Here is an 18,615-nt window from a genome sequence, read left to right as displayed (position 1 = left end):
GGCGGAGGGTGTGGCGGCGGCGGGGGCGATTGAGCCCCCACCGCCGTGCGACATCAGTCGTCGCTGATGGTGATGGTCGGCATGGCACCGGCGCCCATGCCGGACTGCGCGATGCGCGCGCCGACGCAGCGCGCCATTTCCTGGTAGATCATGGCGATCTGGCTTTCCGGGTCGGCGACGGTGGTCGGCTTGCCGCCATCGGACTGCATGCGGATGGCCATGGACAGCGGCAGGGAGGCCAGCAGGTCGACGCCGTACTGGGCCGCCAGCTTCTCGCCGCCGCCTTCGCCGAACAGGTGCTCGGCATGGCCGCAGTTGGAGCAGATGTGCACGGCCATGTTCTCCACCACGCCCAGCACCGGGATGTTGACCTTGCGGAACATCTCCACGCCCTTCCTGGCGTCCAGCAGGGCCAGGTCCTGCGGGGTGGTGACGATCACGCTGCCGGCCACCGGCACCTTCTGCGCCAGGGTCAGCTGGATGTCGCCGGTGCCCGGGGGCATGTCCACCACCAGGTAGTCGAGGTCGTCCCAGGCGGTCTGGGTGATCAGCTGGATCAGCGCACCGGAGACCATCGGGCCGCGCCACACCACCGGGGTGTTGTCGTCGGTGAGGAAGGCCATGGACATGACCTCCACGCCATGGGACTTGATCGGCACGAAGAACTTCTGGTCGCGCACCTCGGGGCGGGTGCCCTCGGCGATGCCGAACATGATGCCCTGGCTCGGGCCGTAGATATCGGCGTCGAGGATGCCCACGCGGGCGCCTTCGCGGGCCAGCGCCAGGGCCAGGTTGGCGGCGGTGGTGGACTTGCCCACACCGCCCTTGCCCGAGGCGACGGCTATCACGTTCTTGACGTTGGCCAGGGCCGGCACCTGGGCCTGGGCCTTGTGCGGCTCGATCACGCAGTCGACCTCGACCTTGGCCGAGTCGATGCCGTCCTGGTTCTCCAGGGCCATCTGCAGCATCTGCGCCCAGCCGCTCTTGAACAGGCCGGCGGCATAGCCCAATTCCAGGCGTACGTGGACCTTGCCGCCCTGGATGTCGACCTCGCGCAGGCAGCCGGCGCTGACCGGGTCCTGGCCAAGGTGGGGATCGGTGAATTGGCGAAGCGTGGCTTCCACCACGGCGCGGGTGACAGGCATGGAAGACTCCGGGAAAAGACCGACTGAAACAGGCGGGCATCTTAACCCAAAGCCCATGCAACAGATGAAAATGCCCCGCCGCGCCTATATAGTTACCGACTTTCCCGTGTTCCCAGTGCAGCCGATCACCATGACCGAAGCCCGCAAGATCCTCGTCACCAGCGCCCTCCCCTATGCCAACGGTTCCATCCACCTCGGGCATATGGTCGAGTACATCCAGACCGACATCTGGGTGCGCTTCCAGAAGATGCGCGGCAACCAGGCCATCTACGTCTGCGCCGACGACGCCCACGGTTCGGCCATCATGCTGCGCGCCGAGAAGGAGGGCATCACCTCCGAGCAGCTGATCGACAACGTGCGCGCCGAGCACACCACCGATTTCGCCGACTTCCTGGTGGAGTTCGACAACTACCATTCGACCCACTCGGACGAGAACCGCGTGCTGTCCAGCAGCATCTACACCAAGCTGCGCGACGCCGGCCACATCGCCACCCGCCCGGTGACCCAGTACTTCGACCCGGACAAGCAGATGTTCCTGGCCGACCGTTTCATCAAGGGCACCTGCCCGAAATGCGCGGCCGAGGACCAGTACGGCGACAACTGCGAAGTGTGCGGTGCCACCTATTCGCCCACCGAGCTGAAGAACCCCAAGTCGGCCATCTCCGGCGCCACCCCGGTGCTCAAGGAATCGCTGCACTACTTCTTCAAGCTGCCGGACTTCGACGCCATGCTGAAGCAGTGGACCCGCAGCGGCGCCCTGCAGGAGTCGGTGGCCAACAAGATCGCCGAATGGCTGGATGCCGGCCTGCAGGAGTGGGACATCAGCCGTGACGCGCCCTACTTCGGCTTCGAGATCCCCGATGCCCCGGGCAAGTACTTCTACGTCTGGCTGGATGCGCCCATCGGCTACATGGCCAGCTTCCAGAACCTCTGCGCACGCCGCCCGGAGCTGGACTTCGACGCCTTCTGGGGCAAGGACTCCAGCGCCGAGCTGTACCACTTCATCGGCAAGGACATCGTCAACTTCCACGCCCTGTTCTGGCCCGCCATGCTCGAAGGCGCCGGCTACCGCAAGCCGACCGCGCTCAACGTGCACGGCTACCTGACGGTGAACGGGCAGAAGATGTCCAAGTCCCGCGGCACGTTCATCAAGGCGCGCACCTACCTCGACCACCTGAGCCCGGAATACCTGCGCTACTACTACGCGGCCAAGCTGGGCCGCGGCGTGGACGACCTCGACCTGAACCTCGAGGACTTCGTGCAGAAGGTGAACTCCGACCTGGTGGGCAAGGTGGTCAACATCGCCAGCCGCTGCGCCGGTTTCATCCACAAGGGCAACGCCGGCCGCCTGGTGGCCGCCAACGCCGCGCCGGAGCTGTTCGCCGAGTTCAAGGCCGCTGCGCCGAGCATCGCCGAGGCCTTCGAGAACCGTGACTTCGCCCGCGCCATGCGCGAGATCATGGCCCTGGCCGACCGTGCCAACGCCTGGATCGCCGACAAGGCGCCCTGGGCCCTGGCCAAGCAGGAAGGCAAGCAGGACGAGGTCCAGGCCGTCTGCGCCGCGGGCGTCAACCTGTTCCGCCAGCTGGTGATCTTCCTCAAGCCGGTGCTGCCGAACCTCTCCGCCGCCGCCGAACAGTTCCTCAACGTCGCCCCGCTGAGCTGGGCCGACCACGAGACGCTGCTGGCCGACCACCAGCTGAACGCCTTCACCCCGCTGATGACCCGCATCGAGCCGGCGAAGATCGAAGCCATGGTCGCCGCGTCCAAGGAAGACCTGGCCGCCGCCGCACCGGCCCCCGCCGGCAATGGCGAGCTGACCAAGGACCCGCTGGCCGCCGAGATCGGCTTCGACGCCTTCGCCGCCGTCGACCTGCGCATCGCGCTGATCGAGAAGGCCGAGTTCGTCGAAGGCGCCGACAAGCTGCTGCGCCTGTCGCTGGATATCGGCGACCAGAAACGCAACGTGTTCTCCGGCATCAAGAGCGCCTACCCGGACCCGAGCAAGCTGGAAGGCCGCCTCACCCTGTACGTGGCCAACCTGGCCGCGCGCAAGATGAAGTTCGGCGTCTCCGAAGGCATGGTCCTGGCCGCCGGCCCTGGTGGCGAGGAGATCTACCTGCTCAGCCCCGACAGCGGCGCCAAGCCCGGCCAGCGCGTGAAATAAGCGCGACGGCCACCGCGAAGCGCCTGCCCGGTCACCGGCCAGGCGCTTCGTCGTTTCAGGAACCGATAAACCACGCGACACCACGCAAGGAACGCACATGATCAAGCACTGGACCCTGTCCCTGCTGCTGGCCCTCACCGCCCTGGCCGGCTGCTCCCCGTCAGAGCGCGAGTCGGGCGGCGGTGCCGCCTTCCAGGGCGAAGCCTCCAAACCCGGCGCCTTCCTCGCCTACGAGCACCAGGTGTCGATCCACCTCGCCGCCGAAAACGTCGCCCCGCGCCTGGCCGCCGCCCGGGAAGCCTGCAATGACGGGCGTTTCGGCACCTGCGACCTGCTGGCCATCGAGCAGAGCCAGGGCGGCTACCGTGCCGGCCAGCTGGTGCTGCGCATCGTGCCCGAGGGCGTGGAGAAGATGGTCGCCCTGGCCGCCGAAGGGGGCGAACTGGAAAGCCGCAACACCCGCGCCGAGGACCTGGCCCAGGCCGTGGGCGACAACGCCCGCACCCGCGAGCGCCTGGAGCGCCAGTACAAAACTCTCGAGGAGTTCCAGGGGCGCAAGGACCTGGCCGTCGCCGACCTGCTGGCCCTGGCCCGGGAAATGGCCGAGCTGGAGGTGCAGCTGGCCGCCACCAACCAGGAAGCCGCCCAGCAGCAGCGGCGCATCGCCACCAACCTGCTGACCCTGGACTTCACCACCGACCAGCAGCGCCCGAGCCGCCTGTCGCGCATCGGCGATGCCGCCGCCGGCCTGCTGGACAACGCCACCGAAGGCACCGCCCAGGCCCTGGAGATGCTCGGCTACGGCATCCCCTTCGTGATCATCCTCTTCCCCCTGGCGCTGCTGGTGCGCTGGCTGTGGCGCAAATCCACGCGTCGCGGCAAGGCCGCCGCCCAGCCCTGAGCTAGCCTTGCTGACAAGGGCCGCGACCGTGCGGCCCTGTACCGCTCCGGCAGCATCCCGGATAATGCGCGGCCTTTTCGATAGACCCCGACGCCCCTGACATGACCGACTTCATCCTCGCCCTGCTCGGCGCAGCGCTGGTCAACAACCTGATTCTCGTCCTGCCCCTGGGCACCGACGCCCTGCGCCAGCCCCGCAGCCGCAGCCTGGCGCTGGCCGGCGGCCTGCTGCTGGCGCTCGCCACGCCGCTGGCCTGGGTGCTGGACCGGCTGCTCGCGCCCCTCGGCCTCGGCTACCTGGGCATCGCCCTGTTCATCCCCGCCCTGCTGCCGCTGGCCTGGGCGAGCCTCGCCCTGCTCGCCCGCGCAGCTCCACGCCTGCCCCGCGACGGCCTGCTGCCCCTGCTGCTGGGCAACGGCGCGGCACTGGGTGCCATGCTGCTGGCCGCTGCCGGTGATTTCACCAGCGCCCTTGGCCTCGGCATCGGCGGCGGTATCGGCTTCTGGGTCGCCCTGCGCCTGTTCGACGACCTGCTGCAGCGGGTGGAGGCGGCCGACGTGCCCGCGCCCTTCCGCGGCCTGCCGGTGATGCTGATTTGCGCCGGGGTGATGGGCGTTGCCCTGCTCGGCTTCAACGGCATGGTGGCCTCATGAGCCAGGCGGAGTTGATCCAGCGCATCGACGCCCTGCTGCCCCAGACCCAATGCGGCAAGTGCGGCCACCCCGGCTGCCGGCCCTACGCCGAGGGCATGGCCCGGGGCGAGGCGATCAACAAGTGCCCGCCCGGCGGCAGCGCCACCATCATCGCCCTGGCCGACCTGCTGCAGGTGCCGACGCTGCCCCTGGAGGCCCCCGGCGGCCCGGTGCCGCCGCAGCTGGCGTTCATCCGCGAGGCCGAGTGCATCGGCTGCACCAAGTGCATCCAGGCCTGCCCGGTGGACGCCATCGTCGGCGCGGCCAAGCAGATGCATACGGTGATCGCCGACGAATGCACCGGCTGCGAGCTGTGCGTCGCCCCCTGCCCGGTGGACTGCATCGACATCCTGCCCCTGGCGGAGCCTGCGGCCAGCCTGCAGCGCCAGCACGCCGACCAGTTCCGCCGCCGCTACGAACAACGCAACCGCCGCCTCGCCCGCGACGAAGCCCGGCGCCTGGCCGAGCGCGAAGCCCGCGCCGCCAGGGCCGCCCAGGCACATGCGCGGCAGCAGGCGGCGGCCACCCCGGACCCGGTGCAGGCCGCCATCGAGCGGGTCAAGGCACAGAAGGCCGCCGCCGGCACCCGGACCGAACTGCAGAAACGTCTGAAGATCGAGGCCGCCCAGGCCCGGGTCGCCCTGGCCAAGGCCGAGAAGCAGCTGGAGGTCTACGGCACCTCCGACATCGCCGCCCAGGTGCAAGCGCTGCGCGTCGCCAACGCCAGGGCACAGGCCGCACTGGAGGCCGCCAACCAGGCACCGGTGGCAGCCTTCGACGAAGCCGCCTACAAGAAGGCCAGGATCGCCGCCGCCATGGGCCGCACCCAACTGGCCAAGGCGGAGAAGGCCTTTGGCGATGAGCCGTCGCCGGAACAACGCGCCCAACTGGAGGCGCTGCGCGCAATCGTGACCCAGGCCGAAGCCGAGCTGGATCGCCTCCAGGGCGCCCAGGCCGCCGCCCCCACCCCGGGCATGGCCGCGCTGAAGCAGGCGAAGATCGCCCTGGTCAGCCGCCGCGCCGAACTGCGCAGCGCCGAGGCGCGAGGCGCCACCGAAACCGAGCTGGGCCCCCTGCGCCAGGCCCTGGCCGACGCCGAGCAGGCGCTGCACACCGCCGAGGATGCCAGCGGCAAGACCCCGCCGGACCTGCAACGCATCGACAAGACCCCCATCGACCCGGCACTGCGGGCCCTGAAGACCGAGCTGGCCATGGCCCGCGCCGAGGTCAGCAAGCTGGAACGTCGCCAGCCCGTCGACGAACAGGCCCTGACCCGCGCCCGCGAACGCCTGGAGCGCGCCCAGGCGCAGCTCGACGGGCACGCGGCATCATGACCGAACAGCCCGGCTTCGACCCGCGCCCAGGCATGCGCCTGGTGTTGCTGGCCTGCCTGCCGGGCCTGTTCGTACTGCTCTGGCAATACGGCTGCGGCACCCTGGTGCAACTGGCCCTCGCCATCCCCACGGCGCTGGCCTGCGAGGCGCTGGCCAGGCACCTGCGCCACCAGCGCATCGCCCCGACCGACGCCTTGTTCGGCCTGGCGCCCCTGGCCGAGGGCGGCGCCCTGGTCACCGCCGTGCTGCTGGCGCTGGCGCTACCGCCCTACGCGCCCTGGTGGCTGGCGCTCTGTGCAAGCGCGAGCGCCATCCTGCTCGGCAAGTCGCTGTTCGGCGGCTTCGGCCACAACCCCTTCAACCCGGCGATGCTCGGCTTCGCCCTCGCCCTGCTGGCCTTCCCCGCACAGTTCACCCACTGGCCCGCTGCCGGTCATGCCCATGGGCTCTGGGCCGCCGTGCAACAGGTGTTCGGCGTCGGCAGCGGCCTGGTGGACGGCTGGAGCCAGGCCACGGTGCTGGACAGCCTGCGCCACAACGATCGCCTGACCATCGACGAGCTGTTCGCCGGCCACGGCGCCTTCGGCGGTGTCGGCGGGCGCGGTGTCGAGTGGGTCAACCTGGCGTTCCTCGCCGGCGGCCTGTTCCTGCTGCAGCAGCGGGTGATCCGCTGGCACGCGCCCGTGGGCCTGCTCGCCGCGCTGTTCGTCGTCGCGCTGCTGTGCTGGAACGGCAGCGGCTCGGACTCCAACGGCTCGCCGCTGCTGCACCTGTTTTCCGGCGCCACCATGCTCGGCGCCTTCTTCATCGTCACCGAGCCTGTTTCCGGCCCCTCCAGCGACCGTGCGCGCCTGCTGTTCGGTGCCGGCGCCGGCCTGCTGGTCTATGCGGTCCGCACCTGGGGCGGCTACCCGGACGGGCTGGCCTTCGCGGTGCTGGCAATGAACCTGCTGGTGCCGACACTGGAACGCCTGGCGGCGTGGAGCGAGCGCCGATGAACGGCCGCGCCCTGGTGACGCTGCTGGCCCTGGGGATGGCGGGAACCGTGCTGCTGGTCGCCCTGCAGCTGGGCCTCGCCCCGCGCATCGACGAGGCACGCCAGGCGGCCGAGGAACGCGCGCTGCTCGACCTGCTGCCGACCGGCAGCTATGACAATCACCCCTTGCGCGAGCCCGTCACCCTCCCGGATGCCGAAGCCCTGGGGCGCCCGGCGCCCGATTCGGCGTGGCTGGCCCGCCGTGAGGGTCAGGTGGTGGCGCTGCTCCTGCCCGTCACGGGGCAAGGGTACGAAGGCCCGATCCGCCTGCTGCTGGCCATCGCCCCGGACGGCCGCCTGTTGCGCAGCAAGGTGCTGGAGCACCGCGAGACCACGGGTATCGGCGACCGCATCGAGCCGTCACGCAGCCCCTGGCTGGCGAGCCTGGACGGCATCTCGCTCGGCAATCGCCCCGGGGAATGGCGGGTCAGGGCCGATGGCGGCGGGTTCGACCAGATCGCCGGTGCCACCATCACCTCGCGTGCCGTGCTCGCCGCGACCCAGGAGGGGCTGCGCTACTTCGACAGCCATCGCGAGCAATTGCTGGGAGAGGCGCCATGAAACCGGTGAGCCCCCTGGCGCTGCTCGGCCTGGCGCCGCTGCTGGGCACCAGCGACCTGCTGGTCAAGTCGCTGGGCATCACCCTGGTCGCCCTGCCGCTGCTGACGCTGTTCGGCGCGGCACTGCCCACCCTGCGCCGGCTGCTCCAGGGGCGCGCCCTGTGGCTCGGTGCCACGCTGCTCGCCGGCGTGCTGGTGGGCCTCGCCCAGTTGCTGATGCAGGCCGCAGCGTTCGAACTGCATCGGGCCCTGGGCCCCTTCCTCGCCCTGCTGGCGCTGCCTTGCCTGCTGCTGGTGGCGAGCGAGCCCGGCGGCCCCGATGCGGGCCTGCGCCAGGGGCTGGTGTTCGCATCGTTCGCCCTGGCGCTGGGCGCACTGCGGGAACTGCTCGGCCATGCCAGCCTGCTGGCCCATGGCGAATGGCTGGGCCTCGGCGCCCTGCACTGGCAGGCCGCAGCCGATGGCCTGCCGCTCTTCGTCTCGGCACCGGGAGGCCTTATCCTCCTCGGCCTGCTCCTGGCGCTCGTGCGCCTCAAACCCTAATCAGAAGCCGTCGACCATGAATGCCGCCAAACGCCTGGAAATCTTCCGCCGCCTGCATGAGGACAACCCCGAGCCCAAGACCGAGCTGGCCTATTCCTCGCCCTTCGAACTGCTGATCGCGGTGATCCTCTCCGCCCAGGCCACCGATGTCGGGGTGAACAAGGCCACGGCCAGGCTGTTCCCGGTGGCCAATACGCCGGAAGCCATCTACGCGCTGGGCGTGGAGGGGCTGTCGGAGTACATCAAGACCATCGGCCTTTACAACAGCAAGGCGAAGAACGTCATCGAGACCTGCCGCATCCTCGTCGAGAAGCACGGCAGCCAGGTGCCGCAGGAGCGCGAGGCGCTGGAGGCCCTGCCCGGCGTCGGTCGCAAGACCGCCAACGTGGTGCTCAACACCGCCTTCCGCCAGTTGGCCATGGCGGTGGACACGCACATCTTCCGCGTCAGCAACCGCACCGGCATCGCCCCCGGCAAGAACGTGCTGGAGGTGGAGAAGAAGCTGCTCAAATTCGTACCAAGGGATTACCTGCTCGACGCCCACCACTGGCTGATCCTGCATGGCCGCTACGTCTGCGTGGCCCGCAAGCCGCGCTGCGGCGCGTGCCGGATCGAGGACCTGTGCGAATACAAGGCGAAAACCTCGGACGATTGAAGCTTCATTGAATCGCCCAATGTTTCGATTGAAAAAATCTTTTTTACCGGCTCCGGCTTTGTCGCTATAAGGTGCGCCAATAGCGCCCCGCATCGTGGAGTGACCGTATGAGCACAGGCAAAGAAGAGATCGAGACCGAGGAAGACTTCGTCGCCGAAGACAGCGATGAAGGCGAAACTCCCGTCGAAGCTGCCAAGACCAACCTGACCAAGCGCCGCATCATCGACAACTACCTGGAAGAGCGCCGCCTGCAGAAGCAGTTGTCCGACTACGATTTCGACTTCTGATCTGTGAAGCCGCCCGAAAGCCCCGCCGATGCGGGGCTTTTTGTTGGCCAGCAGAAAGGGCTTTCAGTGGCTCTCCGCGTTCGCGGGGATGACGGGGTGGGGCTTGGAGCCCGGGTCCACAGGCAAGAAGGCCCCGCATCGGCGGGGCTCTTCGGGATCGAGGCGCTCAGTCGTTGCGCGAAGGCGAGAGCAGTTCGATCTTGTAGCCGTCCGGGTCTTCGACGAAAGCCAGGATGCTGGTGCCGTGCTTCATTGGACCCGGCTCGCGGGTGATCTTGCCGCCACGGGCGCGGATGTCTTCGCAGGCCTTGTAGACATCGGCCACTTCCAGGGCGATATGGCCATAGCCGGTGCCCAGCTCGTACCTGTCCACACCCCAGTTGTAGGTGAGCTCGATGACGCTGTTCTCGGCTTCGTTGCCGTAGCCGACGAAGGCCAGGGTGAACTGGCCGTCCGGGTAGTCCTTGCGACGCAGCAGGGTCATGCCCAGGACTTCGGTGTAGAAGGCGATGGATGTGTCCATGTCGCCGACGCGCAGCATGGTATGCAGCAGTCGCATCTCGGTTTCTCCTCATTGGCTTGAAACGACAAGCCCCGGCTCGTGACCGGGGCTTGGAAGGCAGCTTAAAGCCGGAAGCCCGAAGCGGGAAGTCTTCCTGCTCCAAGCTCTCGGCTTACAGCTCAGAACAGCTTGCGACCCTTGCCGGCGGCGATGCGCATGCGCAGGGCGTTGAGCTTGATGAAGCCCGCCGCGTCCGCCTGGTTGTAGGCGCCGCCGTCTTCCTCGAAGGTGGCGATGTTGGCGTCGAACAGCGAGTCGTCGGACTTGCGGCCGACCACGATGACGTTGCCCTTGTAGAGCTTCAGGCGTACCACGCCGTTCACGTTGCTCTGCGAGGCGTCGATCATCTGCTGCAGCATCAGGCGCTCGGGGCTCCACCAGTAGCCGGTGTAGATCAGGCTGGCGTACTTGGGCATCAGCTCGTCTTTCAGGTGGGCCACTTCGCGGTCCAGGGTGATGGACTCGATGGCGCGGTGGGCGCGCAGCATGATGGTGCCGCCGGGGGTCTCGTAGCAGCCACGGGACTTCATGCCGACGTAGCGGTTCTCGACGATGTCGAGGCGGCCGATGCCGTTCTCGCCACCGACGCGGTTCAGCTCGGTCAGCACCTGGGCCGGGGTCATGTCCTTGCCGTCGATGGCGACGATGTCACCGGCGCGGTAGGTGAGCTCGATGTAGGTGGGGGTGTCCGGCGCCGCTTCCGGCGACTTGGTCCACTTCCACATGTCCTCTTCGTGCTCGGTCCAGGTGTCTTCCAGCACGCCGCCCTCATAGGAAATGTGCAGCAGGTTGGCGTCCATGGAGTACGGGGACTTCTTCTTGCCGTGGCGCTCGATCGGGATGGCGTGCTTCTCGGCGTAGTCCATCAGCTTCTCGCGGGACAGCAGGTCCCACTCGCGCCAGGGGGCGATCACCTTCACGCCCGGCTTCAGCGCGTAGGCGCCCAGCTCGAAGCGGACCTGGTCGTTGCCCTTGCCGGTGGCGCCATGGGAGATGGCGTCGGCGCCGGTCTCGTTGGCGATCTCGATCAGGCGCTTGGCGATCAGCGGGCGGGCGATGGAGGTACCCAGCAGGTACTCGCCTTCGTAGATGGTGTTGGCGCGGAACATCGGGAAGACGAAGTCGCGGACGAATTCTTCGCGCAGGTCGTCGATGTAGATTTCCTTGACGCCCATGGCCTGGGCCTTGGCGCGGGCCGGTTCGACCTCTTCGCCCTGACCGAGGTCGGCGGTGAAGGTCACCACTTCGCAGTTATAGGTGTCTTGCAGCCACTTGAGGATTACCGAGGTGTCCAGGCCACCGGAATACGCCAGGACAACCTTCTTCACGTCCGCCATGCCATCAACTCCACGGGGTTGTACGAAAAACCCGTGATTCTACTGACCCTGGCGGCCAAATTACAGTGGCGCGACAGGCAATGACGACCAAGCGACAGATTCTTTCGTCCAATCGACCCGGGCAGGATTCAGGAGGCGGCGCCCTGGGTGGCCTTGTCGGCCTCGGGGATGATCGGCGCGGGCGCCGCTGCAGGGGCTTCGGCAGGGGGCGCCTCGGCCTCGCGGGACAGGCTGAGGGTGACGCGGCGGTTCTTCGCGCGGTTGGCCTCGTTGTTGTTGGGCACCAGCGGATAGCGCTCGCCGTGGAAGCGCATGACCATGTGCGACTCGGGAATGCCGTTGGCCTTGAAGTAGTCGTAGACGGCCAGGGCGCGGCGGCGCGACAGGTCGCGGTTGGTCAGGCGGTTGCCGGCGTTGTCGGAGTGGCCGTCGATTTCGAGGTGATTGACGCTGGGATCGGCCTTCAGGTAGTCGAGGATGATCTCCAGCCGGGCCCGCGCCATCTCGTCCAGCGCCGTGCCGCCGCCGGCAAAGCCGACCTGGGCGTTCTTGATCTGGTCGAAGTTGACCGGCAGCAGCTTGGTCGTGCAGGCGAGGTAGTCGTTGTAGGCCTTGTTGAACTTCACCGGCAACAGGCGCACTTCGATGGCATCCCCACCCTGCAGGGTGCGGTGGCGCACCAGCGGGCTGCGCCCTTCCAGCAGGCCGGCCAGCAGGCGGCCGCCCTGGAGCTGGGAACTGTTGAAGGGGACATCGCCATTGCCGACGCTGACCGCGCCGAGGTTGATATCGCCGCGTCCGGGCTGCCAGGGCGCCGCAGCGGCCAGCAGGGTGGCGGAGCCTGCCCCCAGCCAGCGCTCGCGGGCCTTGATGCGGAACGTCACCTGTTCACCGGCGCGACGTACGAACTCGCCGCTGCCGAAATCGGTGATCGGTTGCGACAGGCGGCATTCGAACTTGTCCCCCTCGACCGTCCACTCGGCCTTCTCCAGGCGCGTCTGGAAGGTAATGGCCATGGCCGGAAGGCTGGCGAACAGGCTGAGCAGGGCGACATAGCGCTGGCGCACGGCGGCGGGCTCCACGGGGAAATTTCTGCACTCCCCTGGGCTATCGGTGGCGTAGGGCAAAACTTGAGTGGATTCGACGCACGTCCTTGTAGGAGAGGGCCAGCCGTGGCGCCCTCCCCCGTCACATCGTGAACAGCCGCCGATGCCCTGAAACACAAGCCCCGCGTGCCCCGAAAAAGCTTTTCCGGTAGCATGCACGACGAGTTTTGCCCGCCTGGAAGCCCCCCATGTCCGACCGTTTGACCTTGCTGCGCCCCGACGACTGGCACATCCATCTGCGCGATGGTGCCGTGCTGTCCCACACAGTCGCCGATGCCGCGCGCACCTTTGGCCGCGCCATCATCATGCCCAACCTGGTGCCACCGGTGCGCAACGCCGAAGAGGCCGACGGCTATCGCCAGCGCATCCTCGCCGCCCGCCCGGCCGGCAGCCGCTTCGAGCCGCTGATGGTGCTCTACCTCACCGATCGCACCAGCCCCGAGGACATCCGTGCGGCCAAGGCTTCCGGCTTCGTCCATGCCGCCAAGCTCTACCCGGCCGGCGCGACCACCAACTCGGATTCGGGCGTGACCCGCATCGACACGATCTTCCCGGCCCTGGAAGCCATGGCCGAAGTCGGCATGCTGCTGCTGGTGCACGGCGAGGTCACCCGCAGCGAAATCGACGTGTTCGACCGCGAGAAGGTCTTCATCGACGAGCATCTGCGTCGCGTGGTCGAACGCTTCCCGACCCTGAAGGTAGTCTTCGAGCACATCACCACCCGCGATGCCGTGCAGTTCGTGGAATCGGCCTCGGCCAACGTCGGTGCCACCATCACCGCACACCACCTGCTGTACAACCGCAACCACATGCTGGTCGGCGGCATTCGCCCGCACTTCTATTGCCTGCCGATCCTCAAGCGCAACGTGCATCAGGAAGCCCTGCTGGACGCGGCCACCGGCGGCAGCGAGCGCTTCTTCCTCGGCACCGACTCGGCCCCCCACGCCAAGCACGCGAAGGAAGCCGCCTGTGGTTGCGCCGGCTGCTACACCGCCTACGCCGCCATCGAGCTCTATGCCGAGGCCTTCGAGCAGCGCAACGCGCTGGACAAGCTGGAGGCCTTCGCCAGCAAGAACGGCCCGGACTTCTACGGCCTGCCGCGTAACACCGACACCATCACCCTGGTCCGTGAAGAATGGACCGCCCCTGCGAGCCTGCCGCTCGGCGAGCAGACCGTGATTCCGCTGCGCGCTGGCGAGACGCTGCGCTGGCGCCTGCTGGAGGACAACGCGTGAGCGAAGACCTGTACGACGAAGAGCTCGACGGCAACCTGCCGCAAGGTCCCCGCCACCCGATGGCCGCCCGCTTCCGTGGCTACCTGCCCGTGGTAGTGGATGTCGAGACCGGCGGTTTCAACGCCGCCACCGACGCCCTGCTGGAGATCGCGGCGACCACCATCGCCATGGACGAACAGGGCTTCCTCTACCCGGATCACACCCACTTCTTCCGCGTCGAGCCCTTCGAGGGCGCCAACATCGAACAGGCGGCGCTGGAGTTCACCGGCATCAAGCTCGACCACCCGCTGCGCATGGCGGTTAGCGAGGAGCACGCGCTGAACGAGATCTTCCGGGGCCTGCGCAAGTCGATCAAGGCCAGCGGCTGCAAGCGCGCCATCCTCGTGGGGCACAACAGCAGCTTCGACCTGGGCTTCCTCAACGCGGCGGTGAACCGGACCGGCATCAAGCGCAACCCCTTCCACCCCTTCTCCAGCTTCGACACCGCGACCCTCGCGGGCCTCGCCTACGGCCAGACCGTACTGGCGAAAGCCTGCCAGGTGGCCGGCATCGAGTTCGATGGCCGCGAAGCCCACTCCGCGCGCTACGACACCGAGAAGACCGCCGAGCTGTTCTGCGGCATCGTCAATCGCTGGAAGGAGATGGGCGGCTGGATGGAAGACGACGACTGACGTCACGCCCCCCAACGCCCTCTATATAAGGAAGCCCGGCGATGCCGGGTTTTCTTCTGCCTGGAATCGACCGCAGCTTGGCGCCAAGCGCTATGACGCTGCGTCCTCTCACTACCGGCCTGGAACCAGCCGCCCCCACGGAAACGCTCTGGGACGGGGCCTGACGAACGGACTTTGACAATCATTCTCATTCTGATTAGTATCGCTTTCCATCAAGCCCACAACCGAGCATTGAGCCCACCCATGTACGTCTGTCTCTGCCAAGGTGTCACTGACGGCCACATTCGTGATGCGATCTATGAAGGCTGCTGCAGCTACCGCGAGGTCCGCGAGACCCTCGGCGTCGGCACCCAATGCGGCAAGTGTGCCTGCCTCGCCAAGCAGGTCGTGCGTGAAACCCTCTCGGACGTACGGAGCAGCCAGGCATCCCTCGCCTACCCTGCGAGTTTCGTGCCTGCGTGAGTTGAAGAAGTTTTGAAGAACCGGACCTGGCGTCCGGTTTTTTTATGCCTGCAATTCAAGCAGTTAGCACCAAGACGCGGAATCTAAACATTCTTATTCACATTCAAATTATCTTACATATCAATAACTTACGTTGACTTTGCCCGGCAACTGGATAAAATTCGACCACTGACACCCATTTGCACGGCAGGACTCCACATGAAAGGCGACAAGAAAGTCATCCAGCATCTCAACAAGATCCTCGGCAACGAACTTGTGGCCATCAACCAGTATTTCCTGCACGCGCGCATGTACGAGGACTGGGGCCTGGAGAAACTCGGCAAGCACGAGTACCACGAGTCCATCGACGAGATGAAGCACGCCGACAAGCTCATCAAGCGCATCCTCTTCCTGGAAGGCATTCCCAACCTGCAGGACCTGGGCAAGCTGATGATCGGCGAGAACACCAAGGAAATGCTCGCCAGCGACCTGAAGCTGGAGCTGAACGCCATTCCGGACCTGAAAGCCGCCATCGCCTACTGCGAGAGCGTCGGTGACTATGGCAGCCGCGAACTGCTGGAAGACATCCTCGAGTCCGAGGAAGAGCATATCGACTGGCTGGAGACCCAACTGGGCCTGATCGAGAAGGTGGGCCTGGAGAACTACCTGCAATCGCAGATGGACGAGTAAAGACTCCGGACATGAAAAAGCCCCGCATCTGCGGGGCTTTTCTTTTGCAGCGAGGAATCAGGCGCTGGCTTTCTTGCTCACCGCGTCCTTGATCAGCTGCTGCAGCTCACCCTTCTCGAACATCTCGGCGAGGATGTCGCTGCCGCCGACCAGTTCACCATTCACCCACAGCTGGGGAAAGGTCGGCCAGTTGGCGTAAGTGGGCAGGTTGGCGCGGATTTCCGGGTTCTGCAGGATGTCGACGTAGGCGAATTTCTCGCCACAGCCCATGACGACCTGAGCGGCGCGTGCCGAGAAGCCGCACTGGGGGGCATTCGGCGAGCCTTTCATGTACAGCAGTACGGTGTTGTTGGCGATCTGCTCTTTGATGGTTTCGATGATATCCATGGCTACCTCGGCTGAACGTTCCGACTCGTCGGTCGGCAGGATGGGCGGCATTGTAACGGAAGTCCGAGCTCAACGCTCGGACTTGCCCCGCGACATTCAGGCCGCCACCACCTCCACCGGCACGCCGTTGAGCGCGGCGTTGCCGGAGACCGCATCCAGATACCGCTCGTCGGTCAGGTCGTTGGCACTGGCCCCCGGCTGCTCGCTGGCGATGCCCATCATCACGCCCGGGCGCGCATGCCCCCAACCGTGAGGCAGGCTGACGACGCCGGCCATCATCTCCTCGCTGGCCGCCACCTCGACCTCGATCATCCCCACGCGCGAGCGCACCTTCACCCGCTGGCCATCGACCAGCCCACGACGCGCCAGGTCGCCCGGGTTCATCAGCAGCTGGTGACGTGGCTTGCCCTTCACCAGGCGGTGGTAGTTGTGCATCCAGGAGTTGTTGCTGCGTACGTGACGGCGGCCGATCAGCACCAGCCCGCCCTCCTCGGGCACGGCCTGCGTGGCGAAGCGGGCCAGGTCGTCGAGGAAGATCGAGGGGGCTGCGAGCACGCGCTTGTCGGCCGTTTTCAGGCGACCCGCCAGGTTGGGCTTGAGCGCGCCAAGGTCCAGCCCATGGGGGAAGTCCCCCAGGCGCTGCACCGAGAGCTTGTGCTCGGAACGCTCGCCATAGGGGCCGAAGCGCAGGCCCATGTCGATCATCTGCCTGGGCTCCAGGGTCGGCTTCAGCTCCACGCCGGTACGCGCCGCGAATGCCTTGGCCAGGCCGACGAAGATCTCCCAGTCATGCAACGCACCCTGGGGCTTGGCCAGCACCGGCTCGTTGAAGCGGGTGACGTTACGCACGGCGAAGAGGTTGAAGGTGGTGTCGTAGTGATCATGTTCCAGCGGCGCGGTGGGCGGCAGGATCAGGTCGGCGTAGCGCGTCGTCTCGTTGATGTAGAGGTCGATGCTGAGCATGAACTCCAGCCCGTCGAGGGCCTGTTCGAGGCGTCGCCCGTTGGGTGTGGACAGCACCGGATTGCCGGCGACCGTCACCAACGCGCGGACCTGCCCCTCGCCCGGGGTCAGCATCTCCTCGGCCAGGGCCGAGACGGGCAGCTCGCCACCGTACTCCGGCAGCCCGGAGACGCGACTCTGCCAGCGGTTGAAATGACCGCCCGAGGTGGTCGCGACCAGGTCCACGGCCGGCTCCGTGCAGAGCACACCGCCGACGCTGTCGACGTTGCCGGTGACCAGGTTGATCAACTGGATCAACCACTGGCAAAGACTACCGAAGGCCTGGGTGGAAACCCCCATGCGCCCGTAGCAGACGGCACTCCCGGCAGCGGCGAAGTCACGCGCCAGCTGGCGGATGGCGGCGGGATCGATGCCGCAACGCGGGCCCATGGCCTCGGCGGTGAACGCGGTGATGGCACGGCGGACCTCGTCCAGCCCGTCGACCGCCAGGTGCGTCGGGCGGCCAAGCCCCTCTTCGAACAGGGTATTGAGCAATGCCAGCAGGAGCGCTGCATCCTGCCCCGGCCGCACGAACAGGTGCTGGTCGGCGATGGCGGCCGTCTCGCTGCGACGCGGGTCCACCACCACCAGGCGGCCGCCGCGCGCCTTGATGGCCTTCAGGCGCTTCTCCACGTCGGGCACGGTCATGATGCTGCCGTTGGACGCCAGCGGGTTGCCGCCGAGGATCAGCATGAAATCGGTGTGGTCGATGTCGGGTATGGGGATCAGCAGGCCATGGCCGTACATCTGCTGGCTCACCAGGTGGTGGGGCAACTGGTCCACGGAGGTGGCGGAGAAGCGGCTGCGGGTCTTCAGTAGGCCGAGGAAGTAGTTGCTGTGGGTCATCAACCCGTAGTTGTGCACGCTCGGGTTGCCCTGGTACACGGCCACTGCGTTATGGCCGTGGCGCGCCTGGATGTCGGCCATGCGCTCCGCGACCAGTGCGAACGCCTCGTCCCAGCCGATGGGTTGCCACTCGCTGCCAGCGCGACGCATGGGCTGGCGCAGGCGGTCGGGGTCGTTCTGGATGTCCTGAAGGGCCACGGCCTTGGGGCAGATGTGGCCACGGCTGAAGCTGTCCTGGGCATCCCCCTTGATGGAAAGGATGTGCCGGGAGCCATCTTCCCGATCCTCGGTTTCGATGGTCAGCCCGCAGATGGCTTCGCAGAGATGGCATGCACGGTGGTGAACGGACTTGGTCATGGCCTTGCCTCATGTTCTTGTGTCGAGACGACCGGTCGGGTCGCAAGAGCAGAACTATGGAAGCAGATCGATCGGTCGGCCAGTAGATTCAACGGTATGAATCGGCAGGCATCAGGCCTGCCGATTCGCTTAGCGGGTCAGCGGATGGACTGGATGGTGCCCTTGTTGCCGGTCACCTTGGCGCTCACTTTCTTGAAGACGAAATAGTCCTGGATGGTGAGCTCGTAGCGCGGCGCCACGATCAGGTCGGCACCGGAGGATTTGACGGCCTTGAACGCGGCAGCGGATTTCACCGCCGAGATGGGATCGGGCCCGAAAGGCAGGCTGCCACCGGCATCACCGCCGTAGACCACGCCATCGGCGAACTGGGAGTCGCCGCCGAATTGCAGGAAGTGGAACAGGATGTTCACTTCGGACTGCCCGCTGATCGGCTCGCCTACCGCCACATCTGCCTTCAGGCCGGTCTTGACGTTGCCGTTGAGCGGCGAGCTCGGCTGGCTGACGTTGTAGCTGCTGCAACCGGTCATACCGGCGATAGCGACGACCAGGGCGGCAGGTACGAGGAACTTCTTCATTGGTATCTCCATGATCAGAACATGCTGGCCGGGCCCAACATCCGTAGGCGGGCCCCGCCCTCGAAACCGAGTGATTTCGAGGCGGC

The 18,615-nt window shown here is 66.8% G+C and carries 20 protein-coding genes; 13 read left to right on the top strand and 7 right to left on the bottom strand.

From position 1 onward, the window contains the following. Window positions 1-53: 53 nt before the first annotated feature. On the bottom strand, window positions 54-1,145 hold the full coding sequence (gene apbC, locus DMX10_RS11060) for an iron-sulfur cluster carrier protein ApbC (protein WP_111261099.1): 1,092 nt from the start codon (window positions 1,143-1,145) through the stop codon (window positions 54-56). Window positions 1,146-1,275: 130 nt separating this feature from the next. On the opposite strand from apbC, the gene metG reads away from it, so the two are divergent. The 9 genes from metG to DMX10_RS11015 all read left to right on the top strand — a co-directional run bounded on the left by metG (window position 1,276) and on the right by DMX10_RS11015 (window position 9,320). Further along, on the top strand, window positions 1,276-3,312 hold the full coding sequence (gene metG / locus DMX10_RS11055) for a methionine--tRNA ligase (protein ID WP_111261106.1): 2,037 nt from the start codon (window positions 1,276-1,278) through the stop codon (window positions 3,310-3,312). Window positions 3,313-3,412: 100 nt separating this feature from the next. Then, window positions 3,413-4,213, top strand: a complete 801-nt coding sequence (locus DMX10_RS11050) for a DUF4349 domain-containing protein (protein WP_256604791.1) — start codon at window positions 3,413-3,415, stop codon at window positions 4,211-4,213. Between the two features lie 101 nt (window positions 4,214-4,314). After that, the gene (locus DMX10_RS11045; RefSeq protein WP_111261097.1) at window positions 4,315-4,866 is read left to right on the top strand and encodes an Rnf-Nqr domain containing protein; all 552 of its coding nucleotides are present in this window, start codon (window positions 4,315-4,317) and stop codon (window positions 4,864-4,866) included. Continuing rightward, window positions 4,863-6,239 (top strand): electron transport complex subunit RsxB, encoded by a 1,377-nt coding sequence (gene rsxB, locus DMX10_RS11040; protein ID WP_111261096.1) that lies wholly within the window; start codon window positions 4,863-4,865, stop codon window positions 6,237-6,239. The genes DMX10_RS11045 and rsxB overlap by 4 nt, the downstream gene beginning before the upstream one ends. Beyond that, window positions 6,236-7,237, top strand: a complete 1,002-nt coding sequence (locus tag DMX10_RS11035; protein WP_111261095.1) for an RnfABCDGE type electron transport complex subunit D — start codon at window positions 6,236-6,238, stop codon at window positions 7,235-7,237. The genes rsxB and DMX10_RS11035 overlap by 4 nt, the downstream gene beginning before the upstream one ends. Next, the gene (locus DMX10_RS11030; RefSeq protein WP_111261094.1) at window positions 7,234-7,836 is read left to right on the top strand and encodes an RnfABCDGE type electron transport complex subunit G; all 603 of its coding nucleotides are present in this window, start codon (window positions 7,234-7,236) and stop codon (window positions 7,834-7,836) included. Before DMX10_RS11035 ends, DMX10_RS11030 begins: the two co-directional genes overlap by 4 nt. Continuing rightward, window positions 7,833-8,378 carry an Rnf-Nqr domain containing protein gene (locus DMX10_RS11025; RefSeq protein ID WP_111261093.1) on the top strand — a complete coding sequence of 182 codons (546 nt, stop codon included), beginning with the start codon at window positions 7,833-7,835 and terminating at the stop codon, window positions 8,376-8,378. Before DMX10_RS11030 ends, DMX10_RS11025 begins: the two co-directional genes overlap by 4 nt. Window positions 8,379-8,394: 16 nt before the next feature. After that, a complete protein-coding gene (gene nth / locus DMX10_RS11020) occupies window positions 8,395-9,033 on the top strand; it encodes an endonuclease III (protein ID WP_111261092.1) in 639 nt (212 codons plus the stop codon). Between the two features lie 107 nt (window positions 9,034-9,140). Next, window positions 9,141-9,320: a PA3496 family putative envelope integrity protein gene (locus DMX10_RS11015; RefSeq protein WP_111261091.1), complete on the top strand. Its 180-nt coding sequence runs from the start codon at window positions 9,141-9,143 to the stop codon at window positions 9,318-9,320. A gap of 166 nt (window positions 9,321-9,486) precedes the next feature. Here DMX10_RS11015 and gloA read toward each other — a convergent pair whose 3' ends face one another. From gloA to DMX10_RS11000, 3 genes are all read right to left on the bottom strand, one after another. Then, window positions 9,487-9,879: a lactoylglutathione lyase gene (gloA, locus tag DMX10_RS11010; RefSeq protein ID WP_111261090.1), complete on the bottom strand. Its 393-nt coding sequence runs from the start codon at window positions 9,877-9,879 to the stop codon at window positions 9,487-9,489. 122 nt (window positions 9,880-10,001) lie between these two features. Continuing rightward, the gene (locus DMX10_RS11005) at window positions 10,002-11,219 is read right to left on the bottom strand and encodes an argininosuccinate synthase (protein WP_111261089.1); all 1,218 of its coding nucleotides are present in this window, start codon (window positions 11,217-11,219) and stop codon (window positions 10,002-10,004) included. Between the two features lie 128 nt (window positions 11,220-11,347). Further along, window positions 11,348-12,286, bottom strand: a complete 939-nt coding sequence (locus DMX10_RS11000) for an OmpA family protein (RefSeq protein WP_173176267.1) — start codon at window positions 12,284-12,286, stop codon at window positions 11,348-11,350. A gap of 227 nt (window positions 12,287-12,513) precedes the next feature. Here DMX10_RS11000 and pyrC point away from each other — a divergent pair, with 227 nt between their 5' ends. The 4 genes from pyrC (at window position 12,514) to bfr (ending at window position 15,362) form a co-directional block, all read left to right on the top strand. Beyond that, complete coding sequence (gene pyrC / locus DMX10_RS10995) at window positions 12,514-13,560, top strand: dihydroorotase (RefSeq protein WP_111261088.1); 1,047 nt, start codon at window positions 12,514-12,516, stop codon at window positions 13,558-13,560. Further along, window positions 13,557-14,231: a ribonuclease T gene (gene rnt, locus DMX10_RS10990; RefSeq protein ID WP_111261087.1), complete on the top strand. Its 675-nt coding sequence runs from the start codon at window positions 13,557-13,559 to the stop codon at window positions 14,229-14,231. The genes pyrC and rnt overlap by 4 nt, the downstream gene beginning before the upstream one ends. Window positions 14,232-14,474: 243 nt before the next feature. After that, a complete protein-coding gene (locus DMX10_RS10985) occupies window positions 14,475-14,693 on the top strand; it encodes a bacterioferritin-associated ferredoxin (RefSeq protein ID WP_111261086.1) in 219 nt (72 codons plus the stop codon). A 198-nt stretch (window positions 14,694-14,891) separates the two neighbouring features. Beyond that, window positions 14,892-15,362: a bacterioferritin gene (gene bfr, locus DMX10_RS10980; RefSeq protein ID WP_111261085.1), complete on the top strand. Its 471-nt coding sequence runs from the start codon at window positions 14,892-14,894 to the stop codon at window positions 15,360-15,362. Between the two features lie 57 nt (window positions 15,363-15,419). On the opposite strand, the gene grxD is transcribed toward bfr, so the two are convergent. The 3 genes from grxD to DMX10_RS10965 all read right to left on the bottom strand — a co-directional run bounded on the left by grxD (window position 15,420) and on the right by DMX10_RS10965 (window position 18,529). Then, on the bottom strand, window positions 15,420-15,749 hold the full coding sequence (grxD, locus tag DMX10_RS10975; RefSeq protein WP_111261104.1) for a Grx4 family monothiol glutaredoxin: 330 nt from the start codon (window positions 15,747-15,749) through the stop codon (window positions 15,420-15,422). Window positions 15,750-15,845: 96 nt separating this feature from the next. Continuing rightward, entirely contained in the window at window positions 15,846-17,954 is a 2,109-nt protein-coding gene (locus DMX10_RS10970; RefSeq protein ID WP_111261084.1) for a molybdopterin oxidoreductase family protein, read from the bottom strand. 137 nt (window positions 17,955-18,091) lie between these two features. Beyond that, the gene (locus DMX10_RS10965) at window positions 18,092-18,529 is read right to left on the bottom strand and encodes a hypothetical protein (RefSeq protein ID WP_111261083.1); all 438 of its coding nucleotides are present in this window, start codon (window positions 18,527-18,529) and stop codon (window positions 18,092-18,094) included. Between the last annotated feature and the right edge of the window lie 86 nt (window positions 18,530-18,615).

The organism is Pseudomonas sp. 57B-090624 (assembly GCF_003234055.1).
In the GTDB taxonomy this organism is placed as follows: Bacteria; Pseudomonadota; Gammaproteobacteria; order Pseudomonadales; family Pseudomonadaceae; genus Metapseudomonas; species Metapseudomonas tohonis.
This window is presented reverse-complemented; position numbering and strand designations above follow the sequence as displayed.

Excerpts from the sequence above, each read along its gene's own strand:
- apbC (WP_111261099.1), bottom strand. The coding sequence starts at position 1,145 with ATGCCTGTCACCCGCGCCGTGGTGGAAGCCACGCTTCGCCAATTCACC.
- metG (WP_111261106.1), top strand. The coding sequence starts at position 1,276 with ATGACCGAAGCCCGCAAGATCCTCGTCACCAGCGCCCTCCCCTATGCC.
- DMX10_RS11045 (WP_111261097.1), top strand. The coding sequence starts at position 4,315 with ATGACCGACTTCATCCTCGCCCTGCTCGGCGCAGCGCTGGTCAACAAC.
- rsxB (WP_111261096.1), top strand. The coding sequence starts at position 4,863 with ATGAGCCAGGCGGAGTTGATCCAGCGCATCGACGCCCTGCTGCCCCAG.
- DMX10_RS11035 (WP_111261095.1), top strand. The coding sequence starts at position 6,236 with ATGACCGAACAGCCCGGCTTCGACCCGCGCCCAGGCATGCGCCTGGTG.
- DMX10_RS11030 (WP_111261094.1), top strand. The coding sequence starts at position 7,234 with ATGAACGGCCGCGCCCTGGTGACGCTGCTGGCCCTGGGGATGGCGGGA.
- DMX10_RS11025 (WP_111261093.1), top strand. The coding sequence starts at position 7,833 with ATGAAACCGGTGAGCCCCCTGGCGCTGCTCGGCCTGGCGCCGCTGCTG.
- nth (WP_111261092.1), top strand. The coding sequence starts at position 8,395 with ATGAATGCCGCCAAACGCCTGGAAATCTTCCGCCGCCTGCATGAGGAC.
- DMX10_RS11015 (WP_111261091.1), top strand. The coding sequence starts at position 9,141 with ATGAGCACAGGCAAAGAAGAGATCGAGACCGAGGAAGACTTCGTCGCC.
- gloA (WP_111261090.1), bottom strand. The coding sequence starts at position 9,879 with ATGCGACTGCTGCATACCATGCTGCGCGTCGGCGACATGGACACATCC.
- DMX10_RS11005 (WP_111261089.1), bottom strand. The coding sequence starts at position 11,219 with ATGGCGGACGTGAAGAAGGTTGTCCTGGCGTATTCCGGTGGCCTGGAC.
- pyrC (WP_111261088.1), top strand. The coding sequence starts at position 12,514 with ATGTCCGACCGTTTGACCTTGCTGCGCCCCGACGACTGGCACATCCAT.
- DMX10_RS10985 (WP_111261086.1), top strand. The coding sequence starts at position 14,475 with ATGTACGTCTGTCTCTGCCAAGGTGTCACTGACGGCCACATTCGTGAT.
- bfr (WP_111261085.1), top strand. The coding sequence starts at position 14,892 with ATGAAAGGCGACAAGAAAGTCATCCAGCATCTCAACAAGATCCTCGGC.
- grxD (WP_111261104.1), bottom strand. The coding sequence starts at position 15,749 with ATGGATATCATCGAAACCATCAAAGAGCAGATCGCCAACAACACCGTA.
- DMX10_RS10970 (WP_111261084.1), bottom strand. The coding sequence starts at position 17,954 with ATGACCAAGTCCGTTCACCACCGTGCATGCCATCTCTGCGAAGCCATC.
- DMX10_RS10965 (WP_111261083.1), bottom strand. The coding sequence starts at position 18,529 with ATGAAGAAGTTCCTCGTACCTGCCGCCCTGGTCGTCGCTATCGCCGGT.